We start from the raw sequence: 18,374 nt of genomic DNA on the forward strand, positions 1-18,374 counted from the left end.
GCGCATGAACGCGTTGCTCCTCTCCATCGTCCTCGGTGCCGGAGCGCTCACGAACTTCCCCCGCGACGCCGGCGGCGCGGTGACCCAGTCGGCCATCGGGGCGCAGGTGGACGGCGCGCCGGCGGTGGTGGCGGTGGCCGGGGAGCAGGTCGTCGCCTTCCGCGCCGACGGCTCCTCGCCGCGCGGGTTCCCCTTCTCGCTCGGCCGGGACGAGGCGGCGAGCGGCGCCCCCGCGGCCGGCGACATGGACGGCGACCGCCGGACCGAGGTGGCGGTGGTGACGCTCTCGGGCCGGCTCTTCCTCTGGTCGGAGGGGCGGATCGCGCCCGGCTTCCCGGTGCGGCTCGGGGCCGGCTCGCGCGCCGGCCCCTCCTTCGCCGACGTGGACGGCGACGGCAAGCCGGAGCTGCTCGTCGGCGACGAGTCGGGCCGGCTCCACGCCTTCAAGAAGAGCGGGCAGGAGGCGAAGGGGTGGCCGGTGTCGCTCGGCGCGCCGGTGAGCAGCACCGCCTCCTCGAGCCGCTTCGCCGGGAGCCGGGTGGTCGCGGTCGGGTGCGCCGACGGCAAGGTGCACGTCCTCGACCTCGCCACCCGCGCCGAGAAGCCCGGGTTCCCCCTCGCCACCTCCTTCGAGGTCACCGGCGCGCCGGCCTTCGCCGACCTCGACGACGACGGCGCGATGGACCTCGTGGTGGGCAGCCAGGACTTCAAGCTCTACGCGGTGGACGCGAAGGGGCAGCCGCTGCGCGGGTTCCCGGTCTCGACCGGCTACCGCGTCTACGAGTCGCCGGCCATCGGCGACCTCGACGGCGACGGCAAGCTCGACGTGGTCTTCACCTCGGCCGACGGCAGCGTCTACGCCGTGAACCGGCAGGGCGAGCCGCTCCCCGGCTTCCCGGTCCGGATCGGCTCGCGCATCTTCGGCGGGCCGGTGCTCGGCGACGTGGACCGCGACGGCCGCCCGGACGTGGTGGCGGTCACCTCCGACGGCCAGGTGGCAGCGCTCTCGGCCGAGGGGCGCATGCTGCACGGCTTCCCGACCCGGCTCGACGCCGCCGACGTCGGCGCCACGCCGCTGCTCCTCGACCTCGCCCAGGACGGCGGCTACTCGATCTTCGTCGGGGCCGGCCCCATGCTGCAGGCCATCCGCGCCCCGCGCATGGGCACCGTCCCCGCGAGCGGCCCCTGGCTCGCGAGCGGGCACGACGCCGCCCGCAGCGGCCACTTCGGCCCGAACCCCCCCAGCTTCCGCGCCCTCGGGCTCGCGCCGGAGAAGCCGCGCACCGAGGACGCGCTGGCGGCGACCTGGAAGTGGGTGTCGCTCGACGCCGGCCCGGAGGATCCCGAGCCGGAGGTGGAGATCCAGTGGTACCGCAACGGGCAGGTGGTCGAGGAGCTCGACGGCCGCCGCACCGTCCCGCCCCGCACGGCGAAGCGCGGCGAGCGCTGGAGCTTCGTGCTCGTGCCCCGGGTCGGCTCGCGCGTGGCGCGGAGCGCCACCGTCACCGTGCTCGGCACGCCCCCCACGCCCCCCGGCTTCGCGCTCGAGCCGAAGGCCCCCTCGCGCGCCGGGCCGGTGCAGGCGAAGCTCGTGAAGCCCTCGGTCTCGGTGGACGGCGATCCGCTCACCTACCGCTACGAGTGGCTCCTCGACGGCCAGCCCACCGGCGTGAAGGGCGAGACCTTCCCCGCGGACAAGCTCAGGAAGGGGCAGCTCCTCTCGCTCCGCGCCGTCGCCGCCGACACCGTCTCCGAGTCGGAGCTCGCCACGGTCGAGGGGCGGGTGGTGGACACGCCGCCGGGGCCCGTCGGCCTGGCGCTCGAGCCCGACCGCGCCTCCCGCTCCGACGTGATCCTGGCCCGCATCCTCGCGCCGGCCACCGACGCCGACGGCGACGCCCTGGCCTACCACTACCGCTGGACCGTGGACGGCCAGCCGCGCAACCTCCCGCTCTCGGCCGCGCAGTTCCCGGCCCGGGTGGCCCGCAAGCACCAGAAGGTCGCGGTCGAGGTGCGCGCCTTCGACGGCGAGCTCGAGGGGCCGGCGGCCCGCGCCGAGGTGATCCTCGCCAACGCCCCGCCGGCCGCGCCGCCGGTGGCGATCCAGCCGAAGGCGCCGCGCAGGGGCCGGCCGCTGCGGGCGGTGCTCCTCGCCGAGGCGGCCGACGCCGACGGCGACCGGCTCGCCTACCGCTACGCCTGGACCAAGAACGGCAAGCCGCTCCCGCTCCCGGCCGACGCGCGCGAGGTGCCGGGGAGCGAGGTGGCGCGCGGGGACCGCTTCGAGGTGGAGGTGTGGGCCACGGACGGCGAGGCGGAGGGGCCCCGCGCCCGCGCCGCCGCGAGCGTCGGGAACACCCCGCCCACCGCGCCGCTCGTGGCCCTCTCCCCGGAGCGGCCGCGCGCCGGCCAGCCGGTGAAGGTCGCGCTGGCGCGCCCGTCGGTGGACGCCGACGGCGACCCCGTCACGTACGCCTACGCCTGGACCCGCGACGGCGCCAAGGGCGTCGAGGGGCGCGACGCGCTCCAGCCCGGCGAGTTCAAGAAGCACGAGCGGCTCCGCGTGACGGTGACCCCGCGCGACGCGACCGAGGCCGGCCCGGCGGCCGCCGCCGAGCTGGTGGTCGAGAACACGCCGCCCTCCGCGCCGCAGGTGTCGCTCGTCCCCGAGGCGCCCTCGGCGGCGACCGGCGTGGCCGCGGTGCTGACGGCGCCGGCCACCGATCCCGACGGCGATCCGATCCAGTACCGCTACGCCTGGACGCGCGACGGCGTCCCGGTGGACGTGAAGGGCGACCGGGTGCCGCCCAACGTGCTCCGCCACGGCGAGACCTGGCGGGTGGTGGTGACGCCCTTCGACGGCGAGGAGCTCGGCGCGCCGGCCGCGGCGACGGCGCTGGTGCGCAACACCGTGCCCGCCACCCCGGCGGTGGCGCTCGCGCCGCCCGCCCCCGCGGGCGGGCAGCCCCTCGAGTGCGCCGTCCGCGCGCCGGCGCAGGACGAGGACCACGAGCCGGTGGAGCTCCACGTGCGCTGGACCGTGGACGGCAAGCCGGTGGCGGTGGCCGAGGACGCGCTGCAGCTCCCCGCCGGCGTCACGCGGCGGGGCGAGCGCTGGCGCTGCGAGGCCTGGGGCTCGGACGGCTTCAACGACGGCCTCCACGCCTTCGCCGAGGTCGAGGTGCGCAACAGCCCGCCCGGCGCGCCGCAGGTGGCGCTCGAGCCGGACCGGCCGCGCACCGGCCAGCCGCTCGCGTGCCGGGTGGCCGGCGAGGCGGTGGACCCGGACGGCGACCCGGTGAGCTACGCCTACGCCTGGTGGAAGAACGATCAGCCGCAGGCGCCCGGCGACGACCCGAGCCGGATCCCGGGCGCGCAGGTGCACAAGGGCGATCGCTGGCGCTGCGCCGTCACCGCGAGCGACGGCGCGGCGCAGGGCCAGCCCGGCCAGGCCGAGCGGAAGGTGGCCAACACGCCGCCCGGCCCGGCGGTGGTGCGGATCGCCCCGGCCTCGCCGCGGGTGGGCGAGCCGCTCCGCTGCGAGCTCGCCACCCGCTCCACCGATCCGGACGGCGACGCCATCCGCTACCGCTACGCCTGGGTGAAGAACGGCGTCGCCCAGTCCTTCGCCGAGTCCTCGGCGGAGGTGCCGGGGCGGCTCGTGAAGCTGGCCGACCACTGGCGCTGCACCGCCACCCCCTTCGACGGCGACCAGAACGGCCCGGCCGCCTCCAGCGCCGAGGTGTCGGTCGGGACCGGCGGCGCCGCCCGGACGCGCGTCTCGGCGGCGCCGGGGGCGCGGGAGTGAGGCGGGCTTCGGCCTCCCGGGCCGCGGCCCTCGCGCTCGCGGCCGCGCTCGCCGGCGGCGGCCCGGCGCGGGCGGCCGAGGTGGGCAAGGCCGAGCGGCTCGAGCAGGCGGCGGCGAACGTGGCCGAGGTCCGCCGGCTCACCGGCCAGCTCGTGGCCCAGTGCGACGAGGCCCGCGCCGAGCGCGACGCCGCCAAGCTCGCCTGCTGCGGCGAGGCGCTCGACCAGGCCGCCGCGCTGCTCGGCGCGGCGGAGCGGGCCGAGAAGGCCCTGCGGGCGGCGCTCGAGGGGAGCGGCGAGGGGGCCGAGACCGAGTCGCTCGCCATCGACGTCGCCCGGCGCCGCGTGGCCGGGGTGCGGGCCGAGGGGGAGCGCTGCATCGGCCAGCTCGCCTGGCGCGGCGTGAACGCGACCGAGGTGGAGGTCACGCGCCCGCGCCCGCTCGCGCCCGGCGAGCTCGAGAAGAAGGGCGACGCCGGCGGGAAGGACGCGGGCGCCGGGAAGAAGTAGCCGCCTCGTCCGCCGCGCGTCCACCCGTCCGCGCGGCGGCCCGCACCGTCCGCCGACGCCCGCGGATCCCGCTGCTCCGCCCGTGGCACGCCCGGTGCTCTCGACCGGCGCACGATGCTGGTGCGCGTGCGAACCGAGTCGGTGCTGGGCGTCTCCGCCGTGGGCGTGGACGTGGAGGTGGAGTCCTTCCCCGGGATGCCGTCCACGAGGCTCGTGGGGCTGGCCGGCGGGGCGGTCCAGGAGGCGATGGTCCGGGTGCTGGCGGCGGTCCGGGCGATCGGCGTCAGGCTCCCGGAGAAGCGCACCGTCGTCAACCTCGCCCCGGCCGACCTGCGCAAGGACGGCACGAGCTACGACCTGCCCATCGCCGTTGCCCTGCTCGCCGCGAGCCACGAGCTGCCGCCGGAGGCGCTCGAGGGGCTCCACTTCGCGGGCGAGCTCTCGCTCTCCGGCGAGGTGAAGCCGGTCCGCGGGGCGCTGCCGATGGCCATCGAGGCGCGCCGGGCGGGCGCCCGGGGGCTGGTGGTGCCGGCCGAGAACGCGCTCGAGGCGGCGGTGGTCCAGGGCATCCGGGTCCACCCGGCCCGCCACTTCGGCGAGATCGTGGCCTGGGCCCGCGGCGAGGCGCCCTTGCCCGAGCAGCTCCCGGCGCCGCTCCCCCCGGGCGGCGACGCGGCGCTCGACCTCTCCGACATCGCCGGCCAGGAGCACGCCAAGCGCGCCCTCGAGGTGGCGGCGGCCGGCGGCCACAACCTGCTCCTCTTCGGCCCGCCCGGGAGCGGCAAGACCATGCTGGCGCGGCGGCTGCCGGGCGTGCTCCCGCCGCTCGCCTTCGAGGAGGCGCTCGAGCTCACCGTGGTCCACAGCGTGGCCGGCCTCACCCGCGGCCGCGGGCTCATCGAGGAGCGGCCGTTCCGGGCCCCGCACCACTCGATCTCCGACGCCGGGCTCGTGGGCGGCTCCAACGTCCCGCGCCCCGGCGAGATCTCGCTCGCCCATCACGGCGTGCTCTTCCTCGACGAGCTCACCGAGTTCCGCCGGCACGTGCTCGACTGCCTCCGCCAGCCGCTCGAGGACGGCGAGGTGACCATCGCCCGCGCCGGCCGGAGCGTGCGCTACCCGGCGCAGTTCATGCTCGTCGCCGCCATGAACCCCTGCCCGTGCGGCCACTACGGCGACAAGGGGCGGCCCTGCCTCTGCACGGTGCACGAGCTGCAGCGCTACCGGCGCCGGCTCTCCGGCCCCTTCCTCGACCGGATCGACATCCAGATCGACGTCCCGGCCGTCCCCTGCGGGCTCCTCGCCTCGGCCGGCGCGGGCGAGCCGACCGAGGCGGTGCGCGCCCGGGTGGCGCGGGCGCGCGAGGCGCAGCTCGAGCGGGCCCGGACCGCCCCGGCCGGGCGGGGGGCGCACCCGCGCTGCAACGCCCGGCTGCGCGGCGCGGCCCAGCGGCGCGCCTGCCAGCCGGACGACGCCGGCCGGCGGCTGCTCGCGCAGGCGGTGGAGAAGCTCGGCCTCTCGGCGCGGGCCCACGACCGGATCCTGCGGCTCGCCCGCACCATCGCCGACCTCGAGGGGAGCGACGCGCTGCGGGCGCCGCACCTGGGGGAGGCCATCCAGTACCGGAGCCTCGACCGGCAGCCGGCCTGAGCCGCCGGCCCGCGGGCCTCCGGCGGCGCCGCCGCGACGATCTCACGCACCGCGCCCGGAGGGGCGCGTCCATCCACGACGAAGGAGAGGGCACATGGGGAAGCTCACGGAGAAGATGAAGGCGCTCACCGCCGCGGTCGGGGCCATCGAGAAGCAGTTCGGGAAGGGGAGCATCATGCGGCTCGGCGAAGGAGAGGCGGCCGGGCCGATCCCGGTCATCCCGACCGGCTCGGTGGGGCTCGACCTCGCGCTCGGCGTGGGCGGCTACCCGCGCGGCCGGGTCATCGAGATCTTCGGGCCCGAGTCGTCGGGTAAGACCACGCTCACGCTCCACGCCATCGCCGAGGTGCAGCGGCTCGGGGGCGTGGCGGCCTTCATCGACGCGGAGCACGCGCTCGACGTCGGCTACGCGAAGAAGCTGGGCGTGAACCTCGCCGACCTCCTCGTCTCGCAGCCCGACACCGGGGAGCAGGCGCTCGAGATCGCCGAGCAGCTGGTCCGCTCGGGGGCGGTGGACCTCGTGGTGGTGGACTCGGTGGCGGCGCTCGTCCCGCGGGCGGAGATCGAGGGCGAGATGGGCGACGCGCACATGGGCGTGCAGGCCAGGCTCATGAGCCAGGCGCTCCGCAAGCTCACCGCCGTGGTCTCGCGCAACCTCTCGACCGTCATCTTCATCAACCAGATCCGGATGAAGATCGGCGTGGTCTTCGGGAACCCGGAGACCACCACCGGCGGGCACGCGCTCAAGTTCTACGCCTCGGTGCGGCTCGACATCCGGCGCATCGGCCAAGTGAAGGAGGGCGACGCCGCGGTGGGGAGCCGCACGCGGGTGAAGGTGGTGAAGAACAAGGTGGCGCCGCCCTTCCGCGAGGCCGAGTTCGACGTCCGCTACGGCTCGGGGGTGGACCGGTTCGCCGAGGCGCTCGACCTCGCCGCCGAGCGGAACGCGGTGGAGAAGTCGGGCGCCTACTACGCCTTCGAGGGGGAGCGGATCGGCCAGGGCCGCGAGCGCGCCGCCGAGTGGCTCCGCCAGAACCCGGCCGCGATGGAGCGGCTGGTGGCGCGCCTCGCCGCGCCCGCCGAGTCGGAGCCGCCGGTGTCCGCGGTGGCCGAGGGGGCGTAGCCGTGGAGTCACGGCGCGAGATCGATCACGAACCCGTCCGTCCCGATGGCCGAAGCAGGGCCGTCCCCGAAATCGAACGTGTCCGTGAAGGTTCCACCAATCACCACGTCGTGACCACGCATCGCGACGACGGGGCGTTCGTAAGGCCGCCCCCCGACGCACCACGTCGGAACGTCCCTTGCCCACCGCCGACTGCCGTCGGGGTCGTACAGGGCGACCTTGCTCGGGGCGCAATCCGAGCCCCTCGCGACCACGGCCACGTCGCCGTCGTCGTCCATGGCCACGCCCTGAGGCAGGAGCCCGTCGTTGACCAACCGAGCCCATCGCGGCGCGCCGTCACCGCGGGCCACGGCGATGAACCCGGCGGTGCCGGCGGAGGCTGCGACGGACGAGCGGCCCCAGCTCAATGCGCCGGAGAAGGTGCCGATGGCGACGGTCGTTCCATCTGGCCCTACCGCGATGCCGGAGAGGGTGCCGGTGAAGTTCTCGATGCTCGCCACCCAGACGATCTCTCCCGATACGGAGAGCCTCGTGAGGAAAAGCGTCGGGCTTGGACCGTTCCCGACAATGACCGTACCGACCGAGAGAGGACTATCGGCCGTTCCGGCGCACACGGCATCACCGTTCGAGGCGAACCCTGCGAACTGACAGCCGCTACTGCCGAGAAGCCCATGGGCAGTCGACGTGAAGGTGTCTCGACTCAGGGCCGTGTATGTCCCGTCCGACAAAAATAGATAGGTGTAACTGCCCAGTTCAGAGGTGCCGGACAGGAGCAGACTGCCAGTATCACTGGCGGCTTGCGTGTATACGTTGCAGTCTTGACCGCACCCGTCGACGATTCGGACGTACGCACCGTCGGAAGCAAACTCGGCGATGACCGGGTTCTTGAATAGCTGTCCTCCCAGGAGAACAGCGCCGGGAAGGAAGTGCACGTACAGCGTGCCTCCCGGGCTTGCCACCAGTTCCTGGGAGATCGGAGTTGGGTCCGCGAATGCCGCGAGCCAGTCGGTTTCCCCTGACTCGTTCAAGCGTTCGAGAAAGTACCGATAGGAGCCCGCCAGGGTGTCGATGCCGAAAACGGAAACCGTTCCATCGGGCCCTGTGGCCACGCCCGTCACGCGATCATTACCCTGGCCAGCAATGGTGCGCTTCCATCGCAACAGGCCGCCAGAGTGAGGCGGCCCAAGTGATCCGTCCTTCTGAGATGGCGTCGAGGGGGCGGGTTGGACCGCAACGCTCGGTCCACATCCCCCCAGAAAGATGGCCACCGTGAGTGACCCGCAAAGTGCGGATCGCCAGATGCCCTCTCCGGATGGCGGCATTCCAGCAAGGTGGCACGCCCCGATCCTTCGCGGCGAGTCCCCTGCCGGGCGAGCCCCGCTCAGAAAAAGAAGTACCGCAGGGTGATGTTCGTCACCCACGAGGTGTGGTCGATCATCGCCGGCGTCTTCTGCCCCTTGATGTCGAACGGGTGCCCGAAGTGGACGCGCAGCAGCAGCGGGCCGAAGAGCACGTTGGCCCCGAGCACGCCGGTGAGGGTTCGAGACTCCCAGGCCCCGGCCTGGTGGCCGGCGAAGCACTGGCCGGAGCCGCCGTCGCAGATCTGGTAGTTGCGGCTCTCGAGCTCGTTGAAGACGCCGCCGAAGTCCATCGCGGCGACGCCCTCGACGTAGTCGAAGATGAAGAGGTGGATGAGCGCGTCGAGCGGCACCTGCAGCTCGACGTTGGCGACGTAATAGCTCTGGCCGACGAGGAAGGCGGTGTCGAGCGGGTTGAAGCCGCGCAGGTTGTCGGCCGAGGTGAGCCACCAGCTCTTGGCCCAGGTCTTGTTGGGCTCGGAGGCGAAGCTCGACCCGGCGGCGAGCCGGGCCATGAGGTTCATCCGCCCCACGATCTGGAACCAGTGGGCGGCGTCGAAGCGGGTGAAGCCGGTCACGGCCGTCCGGCTGGGGAGGTACTGGCCGCCGAGCTCGTACAGGAACGAGCTCCCCTCGATGGGCCCGGTGAACGGGTCGAAGCGCACGGTGTCGTAGCCGTAGCGGACGGTGGGGGTGACGGTCGGGGTCACGCCGCCGTTGCGGTTCCGCCAGTCGTCGGTGCGGCCGGCCGGGCTGTGCTCGGTCTGGATGCCGGTGCAATCCTTCACCGTCTGCACGCTGGGGCTGAGGTCGGTGAGGCAGTAGCGCTGGAGGGCGCCGAAGGAGAGCTCGGTCTCGAGCCGCTGGAACCGGTCGAGGGGGAACCGGAGCGAGCCGATGAGCCCGAAGTCGCGCTGGAAGTAGGAGAGGTTCGGGTCGAGCCGGTCGAGCTGCTGCTGCACGAAGTGGTAGGCGCCGAAGGCCCAGTTGCGGCGCCGCGAGCGATCCTCGTACAGCACCATCGCCTGCGTGTAGTCGAAGGAGCCGTACACCGCGAGGTCGAGGTAGACCACGTGGTCGCGCAGGATGTCGGTGAAGAGCAGCGCCGCCCGCCCGGCCACCGCGCCGGCGCCCCCGCCGCCGTACACGATGCCCGCGTCGGGCTTCCAGTTGGCGAGCTTGAACGGCTGGTAGGTCGGCGTCTGCGGCGGGATCGAGGCGAGCGGGATCCGGAGCGGCTCGCCGCCCGCCTCCGGCTGCGGCTCGAAGTCGTCCTCGAGCACCGCCGCCCGCGGCACCTCCACGAGCCGGAAGCGCCCGCGGTAGAAGGTGGAGGCGTAGATGCCGCGCGCGTCGGGGGCGGGGAACGGGCTCTGCACGCCGGTGGCGAACTCGGTGAGCCGGCGCGCCTGGCCGTCCTTGAGCAGGTAGAGGTCGGTGCGCCCCCCGCGGTCGCTCGAGAAGAGCAGCGAGCCGTCCGCCTGCGGGCGCGGGTAGCGGTCGTTGACGGCCGCGGTGGTGAGCCGGGTGCGCCGGCCGTCCTTCGGGTCGATGCGGAAGAGGTTGAACCGGCCGTGGTCGGTGGCGTCGGAGGAGCAGGTGATCCCGTCGGCGCCCCAGGCGAGGTCGCGCTCGGCGTAGTCGTCGTCGGTGAGCTGCCGCGCCGTCCCGCCCTCCACCGGCACCACGTAGACGTCCTGCTGGCCGCGCTCGGTCAGCCCGGCGAAGGCGAGCTCCTTCCCGTCGGGCGAGAAGACCGGATCGGAGAGCTCGATGAACCGGAGCCCCTGGGGGTGGCGCAGGGGGAGGACGCGCCGCGGGCCGAGCGTGATCTCGGGCCCGTGCCCCTTCTCCGGCGGCCGGTGCGCGAACTCCTGCAGGTAGAGCACGTCCCCCGGCCCGACCTGCGCCGCGAAGGCGAGCCGGTCCTTCGCGAGCGCCAGCACCCCGTGCTCGACCGGGTGGAGCGACTCGACCCCCGGCCCGCCGTCCTCGGCCACCTGCTCGGCCGACTGCGGGCTGCGCACGTCGGCGAGGTAGAGCCGGGCCCGCCCCTCCTCGCGGTCGAGGCCGCGGAAGAAGAGGAGCTGCCCGTCGGCGCTCGCGACGAAGGCCTCGGGCTCGGCCGGGAGCCGCTGGATCTCGCGCACGTTCGGGAGGTCCTGCCGGATGCGCAGGTACTCCGGGTAGTAGCGCTTCTTGAGCCAGGCCCGCCAGCGCGCGTCCACCTGGTCGATGGGCTCGCCGAGCACCCGCTTCGTGAGCGAGGCGAAGCCGCGCTCGGTGGGGGCGCCCTCGCGCCCGGAGCCCATCAGGAAGGCGTTCTCGAGATAGGCCTGGATCTTCTCCTTGCCGTAGACCTCGGCGATGAAGGTGACGCGCGCCTGGCCGAGCTTGTAGGTGGGGATGTAGCCCCGGTAGCGGTCCTCGGCGAAGGGCAGGATCTCGTAGTGGTGCTCGGGGTCGGGGTTCCAGACCAGGTCGCGGAGGAAGGCGTCCGACTCCGGGTCGAGCCCGCCCTTGGCGTAGTACTCGGCGATCCCCTCGATGAACCAGAGCGGGAAGTTGTCGAGGGGCGAGGCGACGTCGTCGCCGCCGGCCAGATCCAGCAGCTTCTGGATGGTGAACTGGTGCACCATCTCGTGCGTCGAGACCTCGCGGAACTTCTCGTGGTCGCCGAAGTACGGCAGCGACATCTTGAGGTCGAGCGGCGAGGTGACGCCGAGCACCGCCTCGGTGACCTGGAAGACGTTGGTGGTCTGGAACTCGCGCTGCGAGCTGTAGAGGATGTAGGGGATGGGCTTCGTCGGGCTGTAGTGGAACTGGTCCACGAGCCGCAGGTACGAGGAGCGGATGGCCGGCAGCGCGCGCTCGGCCACCTCGCGCTCCCGCTCGTAGTAGTAGAGCCGGATGCCGCCCTTGCCGCCCGCCGGCGGGGGCACGTCGAGCCGCCGCCAGTCGAACTCGAACCAGGCCACCTGGTTCTGCCCGGGCCGCTCCGGGAGGATGAAGGTCTGCGGGAGGGGGTCGCCGAGGCGCAGCTCGCCCGCGTGGAGCTGCAGCATCCGGTCCACCTGCAGGAGCGCCTCGCCGAAGCTGGGCGTGCCGAACGCCGACTGGGCGAGGGCGAGCCCCGGCGCCGCGGCGAGCCACAGGAGCGCGAGGGCCCTCGTCATCCCCCGGAAGATACCCACTCCGTCACGGTCCGTCATTCCTTCCCGAGCGGATGCCGCGTCCCGCCCTGGCGCAGCGCGAACCCGGCCGGCGCCGACGGGTCCTCCTCCAGCGCGAGCCCCAGCGTCACCTGCGCCGCCCGCGAGAAGCGGGCCCGGTGGCCGCCCTTCACCCGCGCGTGCAGCACGCCCTCGCCGTCCACCGTCAGGGTGGCCGGCGCGAGCGGCTCGGAGGTGCCGTCGGTGAGGTGGAGGACGGGGCCCCCGGGCGCCTCGGAGACGGCGCGCACCACGTAGGGCGCGTCGGCGAGCCGCACGTACCCGCTCTCCCGCCCCACGTGCACGAGGTAGCGGCCGTCCGGGGCGCGCTCCAGGGAGCCCCAGAGCACCGCCAGGGTCCGGGCGTGGGTGATGGGCTCGCCGCGGTGGAGGAAGCGACCCTCGAGGTCGATCGAGAGGCCGCTCCGCTCCCGGAGGAGCTCGAGCAGCGCGGGGTCGGGGGCGGTCACCCCCTGGATGATAAGCGGCCCGGGCGGGAGCGGGTGGCCCTTGCGGGCCCGGGGGCGCCAGGGTAAGCGAGCGGCATGGAGACGGAGCCGCTGGTGCGCATCCGCTGCAAGACGCCCGAGGAGGAGGCCCGCTGCGTGGCCGCCCTCACCCGGGCCGGGTACGCGCCGCGGAGCGCCCTCACCTGGCTCGTCGTGCCCGACGCCCACCCCGACCGCGTCAACGAGGCGCTGGTGGCCGGCGGCGCCCACGCGAGGGTGGCCGCCCGCGAGCAGATCGGCAGGCTCATCGGGTACCTCCTCGACCGCCAGGGCGACCTCGCCGGCCGGGCGGCCAACGTGAAGAACCTCTGCGAGCGGGTGCTCTCCGAGGCCGGGCTCGCCGACCGGTACGCGCTGCGGCCCGAGCCGGAGCTGCTCGCGGGCGCCGCCGCGCTCCACGCGGAGCTCGTCGCCACGGCGGGCGGGTTCGTCTCCTGGGAGCGGTTCCTCGAGCTCTTCTGCCTGCGCCGCTAGCCTCCCCGGAACGCGAGCGCGCCCCAGGTGTTCACCGCCACGCCCGCGAGCCCGGCGGCCCGGAAGCGCCAGTCCATGGGCCTGCCCCCGAGCGCCAGGAGCAGGAAGAGGTGCGGCGTGTAGTCGAGGCTGAACCGGTAGCCGAACTGCACGTAGCCGGTGTTCTGGTAGAGGAAGCCGGGGAGGGCGGTGGCGGCGACCGTGAGCCAGAGGATCCGGTGCAGGCGCGGCCGCTCGCGGGGCCAGAGCAGGAAGAGGAAGAGCGGCGTGGTCACGAAGAGCGACAGGCCGTCGGGGTCGTAGGCGAGCCGGCCGCCCGCGAGGTGCGGCAGCCGGGTGAAGGCGGCGTGGAGCTGCTTCTCGAGGTAGTGCGGCGAGAAGAGCCCCCAGCGCGCCACGTCGGCGTTGACGCGGTTGTGCCAGAGGTGGGCGTGGCCGAAGTCGAAAGGTGAGCCGAAGCGGGCCTGGTTCAAGGCCGCCGCGAGCCCGAGGAGCGGGGCCGCGCCGAGGAGGAAGAGCCCGAGCTTCCGCCAGCGGGCCCGGTCGGCGAGCGCCGCGCGCCACCCGAGGCCGCGCCCGAGCGCGCCCCCGCCGGCCGCGAGCTCGAGCAGGAAGAAGAGGCCCGAGAAGAGGAGCGGCGCGCGCGTCACCGCGGCGAAGCTCCAGGCCACCCCCGCCGCGAGCGGGTGGGCGGCGCGGTGCGCGGCGAGGAGGAAGAGGCAGCTCGCGGTCACCCCCAGCACCTCGGCGGTGAACCAGACCTCGCCGCGGATGGAGCAGGAGAAGCTCACCGTCCCGAAGGCGAACAGGAGCGCCAGGGCGACGTCCTCGGCGCGCGTCCGCCGGTCCTCGCCCGACTCCCGCAGCCGCTCGAGTACCCGGAACACCAGCACCACGTTGAGCGCCGCGAAGGCCACGGTGAAGGCGACGTCGGGGAAGCCGAGCCCGAGGAGCGCCACCCCGGGCACGAGGAGGAGCGCCGGCCCGGGTGGGAACGAGACGTACCAGCGCTCGCCGACGCGGGCCCAGTCGTTCAGGTTCGGCGGCGGCGCGAGCAGGTGGAGCTGGCCGTGGAGCCAGGCCTGGGCCTGCCAGAGGAAGTGGGGCGCCTGCGAGGTCTGGAGGAGGTGGGGGCCGGCGAAGGCCGCGAAGATCGCGAGCGAGCCGACGAAGAGGGCCGGCTCCGCCCGCCTCACCGCATGGCCCGCAGGAGCAGGAACAGCGCCTCGAACGCGGTGCTGCGCCGGACCCGGTCGCGGTCGCCGCGGTAGAGCCGCGCCACGTGCGCGGTCCCGCCCGGCCCGGCGAGCGCGAGGTGGACCGTGCCCACCGGCTTCTCCGGGGTGCCGCCGCCCGGGCCGGCGATGCCGGTGATGCCGACGCCCCAGGTGGCGCCGGCGCGCGCCCGCGACCCCTCGGCGAGCGCCCGCGCCACCGGCTCGGACACCGCGCCGTGGGCGGCGATGAGCTCCGCCGGGACGCCCACCAGCGCGCTCTTCGCCTCGTAGGAGTAGGCGACCACGCCCATGTCGAAGGCGCCGGAGGAGCCGGGTACGCTCGTGAGGAGCTCCGCCACGAGGCCGCCGGTGCAGCTCTCGGCGGTGGTGACCCGCTCCCCGCGCGAGAGCAGCCGCTCGACCACCACCCGCGGCAGCTCGTCCTTCCCCTCGCCCCAGACCGCGTCGCCGAAGAGGGCCCGCACCTCGCCGAGGAGCCGGTCGGCCCGGGCCGTCGCGTCTTCCCCGCCGACGGTCCACTTCACGTGGACCTCGGGCCAGTGGGCGCGGTAGCCGAAGCGGACGCCCTGGTTCTCGGGCGCGTCCATGAGCGGGCGCATGGCGTGGTCCACCGCCGACTCGCCGAGGCCGAAGAGCTTCACCACCCGCCCCGCCGGGACGCTCTCGAGCCCGGCGGCGAGCGCCGGCAGCACCGCCTCGTCGCAGAGCCCCTTGTACTCGACCGGCACGCCCGGGAGGCAGTAGAGCCGGGCCCGCCCGAGCTGCACCGAGAAGCCGGGGGCGGTGCCGAAGCGGTTGGGGATGACCGCCGCGCCCCTCGGGAAGAGCGCCTGCTTCTCGTTGTTGGGCGTCATGGGGCGCCCGAAGTGCTGGAAGCGGCGGCGGATGGCCTCGAGCGACGGCTCGTGCCGCTCGAGCGGCACGCCGAGCACGGCGGCGACGCACTCCGCGGTGAGGTCGTCCTCGGTCGGGCCCATGCCGCCGCTCATCACCACCACGTCGGCGCGGGCGGTCGCCTCGCGCAGCGCGGCCTGGAGGTCGCCGCGGTCGTCGCCGACGAGGGTCTTGCGCCGGACCATCAGGCCGAGGTCCCAGAGCCGGTCCATGAGCCAGGTGGAGTTGGTGTCCACCACCTGGCCGGTGAGCAGCTCGTCGCCGGTGGAGAGGATCTCGACGGTGGGGATCACGGCGTCAGCTCGGCGCACCAGAAGTGGAGCGCGCCGCCCTCGCAGCCGAACCAGAGCCGGAGCGCGAGCATCAGGACCGCCATCGCGCAGGCCGACCAGACGCCGGCCATGACGTCGTCCATCACCACGCCGAAGCCGTTCTTCACCTTCCGGTCGAAGTGCGACGCCGGCCAGGGCTTCAGCACGTCGAAGATGCGGAAGAAGACGAACCCGGCCACCGCGGCCGGCCAGCTCCAGGGGACGAAGGCCATGGTGACGAGGTAGCCCGCCACCTCGTCCACGACGATCTGCGAGGCGTCCACCACCTTCCAGTACCGCCCGGCCCGGTGCGAGGCGTAGCAGGCGAGGGCGATGAAGGCGACCGTGGTGAGGAGGTAGAGCGGGAGCGGCAGGTCCCGCAGCACGTAGAAGAGCGGGATGGCGCCGAGCGTGCCGGCCGTGCCCGGCGCGACCGGGACGTAGCCGCAGGGTCCCCAGGCGGCGAGCAGGGTCCAGCCGTCGGGCGGGCCGTCGGGCCGGCCCTTCTTGAGCTCGCCGGAGACGCGCTGGAGGGTGGAGAGATCGGGAGTGGCGGGAGCTTCGGGCTTCGGGTCGGACACGGGCTAGATGTACTCGTCGCCTTCCTTCTCCGCCCCGGGAACGTCGTCGTCGTCGGGCTCGAGCGCCTCGTCGGCCTCGATCTCGGCGCGCACGCCCGGCGGCAGCGCCGCCACCACCTCCTCGGTGGGACGGCGGCGCGCGAATACCGCCTCGGCGAGCCCCATGGCGATGTAGGCCGCCATGTAGACCACCATCACGAAGGAGGCGCGGGTGACGATCCCCATCGCCAGGCCGGCGATGCAGAGGAAGGCGAAGGTGAGGAGGCTCTTGGGGGAGAGGTGGACGTCCTTGAAGGTGCGGTAACGGACGGTGGAGACCATCAGGAAGGAGAGCAGCCCCACCACGATGGCGATGGGGATCCGGTCGGCCGGGGCGGTGAGCTCGCCGTAGGTGCGGTAGTGGGCGATGACGAGCGACACGAGCGCGCCGGCCGCGAGCGGGATGGGCAGGCCGACGAAGAAGCGGGACGAGCCCTTCTCGCCGCGGTGCGCGAGCACGTTGAAGCGGGCGAGCCGGAGGGCGCCGCAGGCCGCGAAGGCGAAGCTGACCACCAGGCCGGCGAAGCCGAGCGGGGCGAGCGCCCACTTGTAGACGAGGAGGGAGGGGGCCGCGCCGAAGCTCACCACGTCGGCCAGGCTGTCGAGCTCCACCCCAAACTCCGACTGCGTCTTCGTCATGCGGGCGACGCGACCGTCGAAGGCGTCGAAGAACATCGCGAAGAAGATGGCCAGGGCGGCGCGGTTGAGCTGGGCCGGGGTGGGCTCGCCGGCGCAGAGCGTCATCGCGTAGAAGCCCAGGAAGATCGAGCTGACCGTGAAGAGGTTGGGCAGCACGAACATCGCCTTGCGGAGGTTGATCTGCATCGGGTCGAGACCTTGCGGGCGGCGGTGGCTGGGAAAGCCCGCCGGGGGGCCCGGAAGGGGGGTCCAACCTCCTTTCTTGCGGCGGAGGCTGGCACGGAGGGGAGGCTTTGTCGAGCGCGAAGCCGGTTCCGGGTGGGACAGTGTGGGCGTATCCGGTAAGTTGCGCCCTCGCACCCGGAACCGCCGTGCGTGAATCGAGGACAGAGAAGCGCCAGCGCGCGCTGGAGGTGGCCGAGCGGCTCGGGCAGGCGCTGCCGCAGGCGCGCATCGCGCTCGAGTTCCGGAGTGATCTCGAGCTCCTGGTCGCGGTGGTGCTCTCGGCCCAGTGCACCGACGCCCGGGTGAACCTCGCCACCCCGGCCCTCTTCGCCCGCTTCCCCGACGCCGCCAGCTACGCCGCGGTCCGCCCGGAGGAGCTCTGGCCCTACATCCAGCGGCTCGGCCTCTACCGCGCCAAGGCGAAGGCCATCGTGGCGGCGATGGGGGCGCTCGCGCGGGAGCACGGCGGGCGGGTGCCGCGGACGCGCGAGGCGCTGGAGCAGCTGCCGGGGGTGGGGCGCAAGACGGCGGGGGTGGTGCTCGTGCACCTCGGCGCGGGGGCCGCCTTCCCGGTGGACACCCACGTCGGCCGGGTATCGCGGCGGCTCGACCTCACGCGCGAGGAGGATCCGGACAAGGTGGAGCGGGACCTCTGCGCGCTCTACCCCGAGGCGCGCTGGGGCAGGACCCACCAGCTCTTCGTCTGGCACGGCCGGCTCACCTGCACCGCGCGCGCGCCGGCCTGTCCCCGGTGCGCGGTCGGCGACCTGTGCCCGAAGCGCGGGGTGAAGAGAGGCCGCCCGGGATAGCTGGTTGAAGCGCGCGCCCCGCGGCACTCCCTCCCCGCTCGGGCGGGGAGGGCAGGGGAGGGGCGGCCAGCGGTGCAACGCGCCTCCTTTGCACCACGTTCGCGGCCCGCGCCGCGGGGCCGCCGGGAGCCCACCGCTGCGGTGCTCGCTCCGGCGGCTCCGCCCGGTCGCTGATCGGTGACCGGCGCCTTGGGCGCAGAGCGCTCGACCCCGCTGCGGTGCCGATCTGGCTCTGGCGTGCGGCTCCGGCTGCGGCGTTGCAGGGGGGAGCGGCGCTTCCATCGTGTCACGCGGTCCGACGCCGGCGGGCGGCCCGCCTGCGCTGCGCGCCTCGGGAGGGCTCCCGTCGGCCGTTGATGCGGCGCTCGGGGACGAATGAGGCGACTACAAGGCCGACTTGTGCTTCGCGGCCGTCTTGATGTCTTCCGCCTTCTCGGCGGCGCGGTCCTGCTTCAGCTTCTTCATGCGCCGCCGGATGAGCTCGCGCTTGAGGCTCGAGAGGTGGTCCACGAAGAGCGTGCCCTCGAGGTGGTCGTGCTCGTGCTGCGCCGCGATGGCGAGCAGCTCGTCGCACTCCAGCTCGAACGGCTTCCCGGAGTAGTCGAGCGCCCGGACCCAGACCTTGGCGAACCGGTCCACGTCCTCGGCCTCGCCCGGGATCGACAGGCAGCCCTCGGTGTAGGTGGTCTCGCCCTCGGCCTTCACGATGACCGGGTTCACGAGGTGGATGAGCTTCTGCCCTTCCTGGCGCGGCGAGGTGTCGATCACGATGCAGCGCTTGTCCACGCCGATCTGCGGCGCGGCGAGACCGACGCCGTCGGCGGCGTACATGGTCTCCGACATGTCGTCGAGGAGGCGGCGGATGCCGTCGTCGACGGCGTCCACCGGCTTCGCGACCTTCTTCAGGACGGGGTCGGGCCAGATGACGATTTCACGAATCATGGAGTAGTCCAGTCTATCAAGACCTTTTCTAAACGGCCAGAACGGGCCGCGCA

Annotated in this window: 14 protein-coding genes; 6 read left to right on the forward strand and 8 right to left on the reverse strand. The window is 74.0% G+C overall.

The window, feature by feature from the left end:
- Positions 1-4 precede the first annotated feature (4 nt).
- The 4 genes from AMPC_RS18120 to recA all read left to right on the forward strand — a co-directional run bounded on the left by AMPC_RS18120 (position 5) and on the right by recA (position 7,090).
- Positions 5-3,808 carry an FG-GAP repeat domain-containing protein gene (locus AMPC_RS18120; protein WP_248342920.1) on the forward strand — a complete coding sequence of 1,268 codons (3,804 nt, stop codon included), beginning with the start codon at positions 5-7 and terminating at the stop codon, positions 3,806-3,808.
- Positions 3,805-4,317: a hypothetical protein gene (locus AMPC_RS18125; protein WP_248342921.1), complete on the forward strand. Its 513-nt coding sequence runs from the start codon at positions 3,805-3,807 to the stop codon at positions 4,315-4,317. Before AMPC_RS18120 ends, AMPC_RS18125 begins: the two co-directional genes overlap by 4 nt.
- A 114-nt stretch (positions 4,318-4,431) precedes the next feature.
- Positions 4,432-5,967, forward strand: a complete 1,536-nt coding sequence (locus tag AMPC_RS18130) for a YifB family Mg chelatase-like AAA ATPase (protein ID WP_263009623.1) — start codon at positions 4,432-4,434, stop codon at positions 5,965-5,967.
- A 94-nt stretch (positions 5,968-6,061) separates the two neighbouring features.
- Positions 6,062-7,090, forward strand: coding sequence for a recombinase RecA (gene recA / locus AMPC_RS18135; RefSeq protein WP_248342923.1), 1,029 nt, complete (start codon positions 6,062-6,064; stop codon positions 7,088-7,090).
- 8 nt (positions 7,091-7,098) lie between these two features.
- Here recA and AMPC_RS18140 read toward each other — a convergent pair whose 3' ends face one another.
- From AMPC_RS18140 to AMPC_RS18150, 3 genes are all read right to left on the reverse strand, one after another.
- Complete coding sequence (locus AMPC_RS18140) at positions 7,099-8,208, reverse strand: hypothetical protein (RefSeq protein ID WP_248342924.1); 1,110 nt, start codon at positions 8,206-8,208, stop codon at positions 7,099-7,101.
- 263 nt (positions 8,209-8,471) lie between these two features.
- Entirely contained in the window at positions 8,472-11,624 is a 3,153-nt protein-coding gene (locus AMPC_RS18145; protein WP_248342925.1) for a hypothetical protein, read from the reverse strand.
- Positions 11,625-11,656: 32 nt separating this feature from the next.
- Entirely contained in the window at positions 11,657-12,130 is a 474-nt protein-coding gene (locus tag AMPC_RS18150; protein WP_248342926.1) for a hypothetical protein, read from the reverse strand.
- Positions 12,131-12,205: 75 nt separating this feature from the next.
- Between AMPC_RS18150 and AMPC_RS18155 the strand changes: the two genes are divergently transcribed.
- Positions 12,206-12,643 carry a hypothetical protein gene (locus AMPC_RS18155; RefSeq protein WP_248342927.1) on the forward strand — a complete coding sequence of 146 codons (438 nt, stop codon included), beginning with the start codon at positions 12,206-12,208 and terminating at the stop codon, positions 12,641-12,643.
- Here the strand turns inward: AMPC_RS18155 and AMPC_RS18160 are convergent.
- From AMPC_RS18160 to pssA, 4 genes are read right to left on the reverse strand one after another with little or no spacing between them, the layout of a single operon-like run.
- Positions 12,640-13,839 carry a hypothetical protein gene (locus AMPC_RS18160; protein ID WP_248342928.1) on the reverse strand — a complete coding sequence of 400 codons (1,200 nt, stop codon included), beginning with the start codon at positions 13,837-13,839 and terminating at the stop codon, positions 12,640-12,642. The genes AMPC_RS18155 and AMPC_RS18160 overlap by 4 nt on opposite strands.
- A complete protein-coding gene (locus tag AMPC_RS18165; protein WP_248346356.1) occupies positions 13,836-15,065 on the reverse strand; it encodes a competence/damage-inducible protein A in 1,230 nt (409 codons plus the stop codon). Before AMPC_RS18165 ends, AMPC_RS18160 begins: the two co-directional genes overlap by 4 nt.
- Complete coding sequence (locus AMPC_RS18170; protein ID WP_248342930.1) at positions 15,065-15,667, reverse strand: phosphatidylglycerophosphatase A family protein; 603 nt, start codon at positions 15,665-15,667, stop codon at positions 15,065-15,067. The genes AMPC_RS18165 and AMPC_RS18170 overlap by 1 nt, the downstream gene beginning before the upstream one ends.
- A gap of 3 nt (positions 15,668-15,670) precedes the next feature.
- Positions 15,671-16,531 (reverse strand): CDP-diacylglycerol--serine O-phosphatidyltransferase, encoded by an 861-nt coding sequence (pssA, locus tag AMPC_RS18175; RefSeq protein ID WP_248342932.1) that lies wholly within the window; start codon positions 16,529-16,531, stop codon positions 15,671-15,673.
- Between the two features lie 185 nt (positions 16,532-16,716).
- On the opposite strand from pssA, the gene nth reads away from it, so the two are divergent.
- Complete coding sequence (gene nth / locus AMPC_RS18180) at positions 16,717-17,379, forward strand: endonuclease III (protein WP_248342934.1); 663 nt, start codon at positions 16,717-16,719, stop codon at positions 17,377-17,379.
- A gap of 384 nt (positions 17,380-17,763) precedes the next feature.
- On the opposite strand, the gene def is transcribed toward nth, so the two are convergent.
- The gene (gene def / locus AMPC_RS18185) at positions 17,764-18,321 is read right to left on the reverse strand and encodes a peptide deformylase (protein WP_248342935.1); all 558 of its coding nucleotides are present in this window, start codon (positions 18,319-18,321) and stop codon (positions 17,764-17,766) included.
- Positions 18,322-18,374 lie beyond the last annotated feature (53 nt).

The sequence above is a fragment of the Anaeromyxobacter paludicola genome, assembly GCF_023169965.1.
In the GTDB taxonomy this organism is placed as follows: Bacteria; Myxococcota; Myxococcia; order Myxococcales; family Anaeromyxobacteraceae; genus Anaeromyxobacter_B; species Anaeromyxobacter_B paludicola.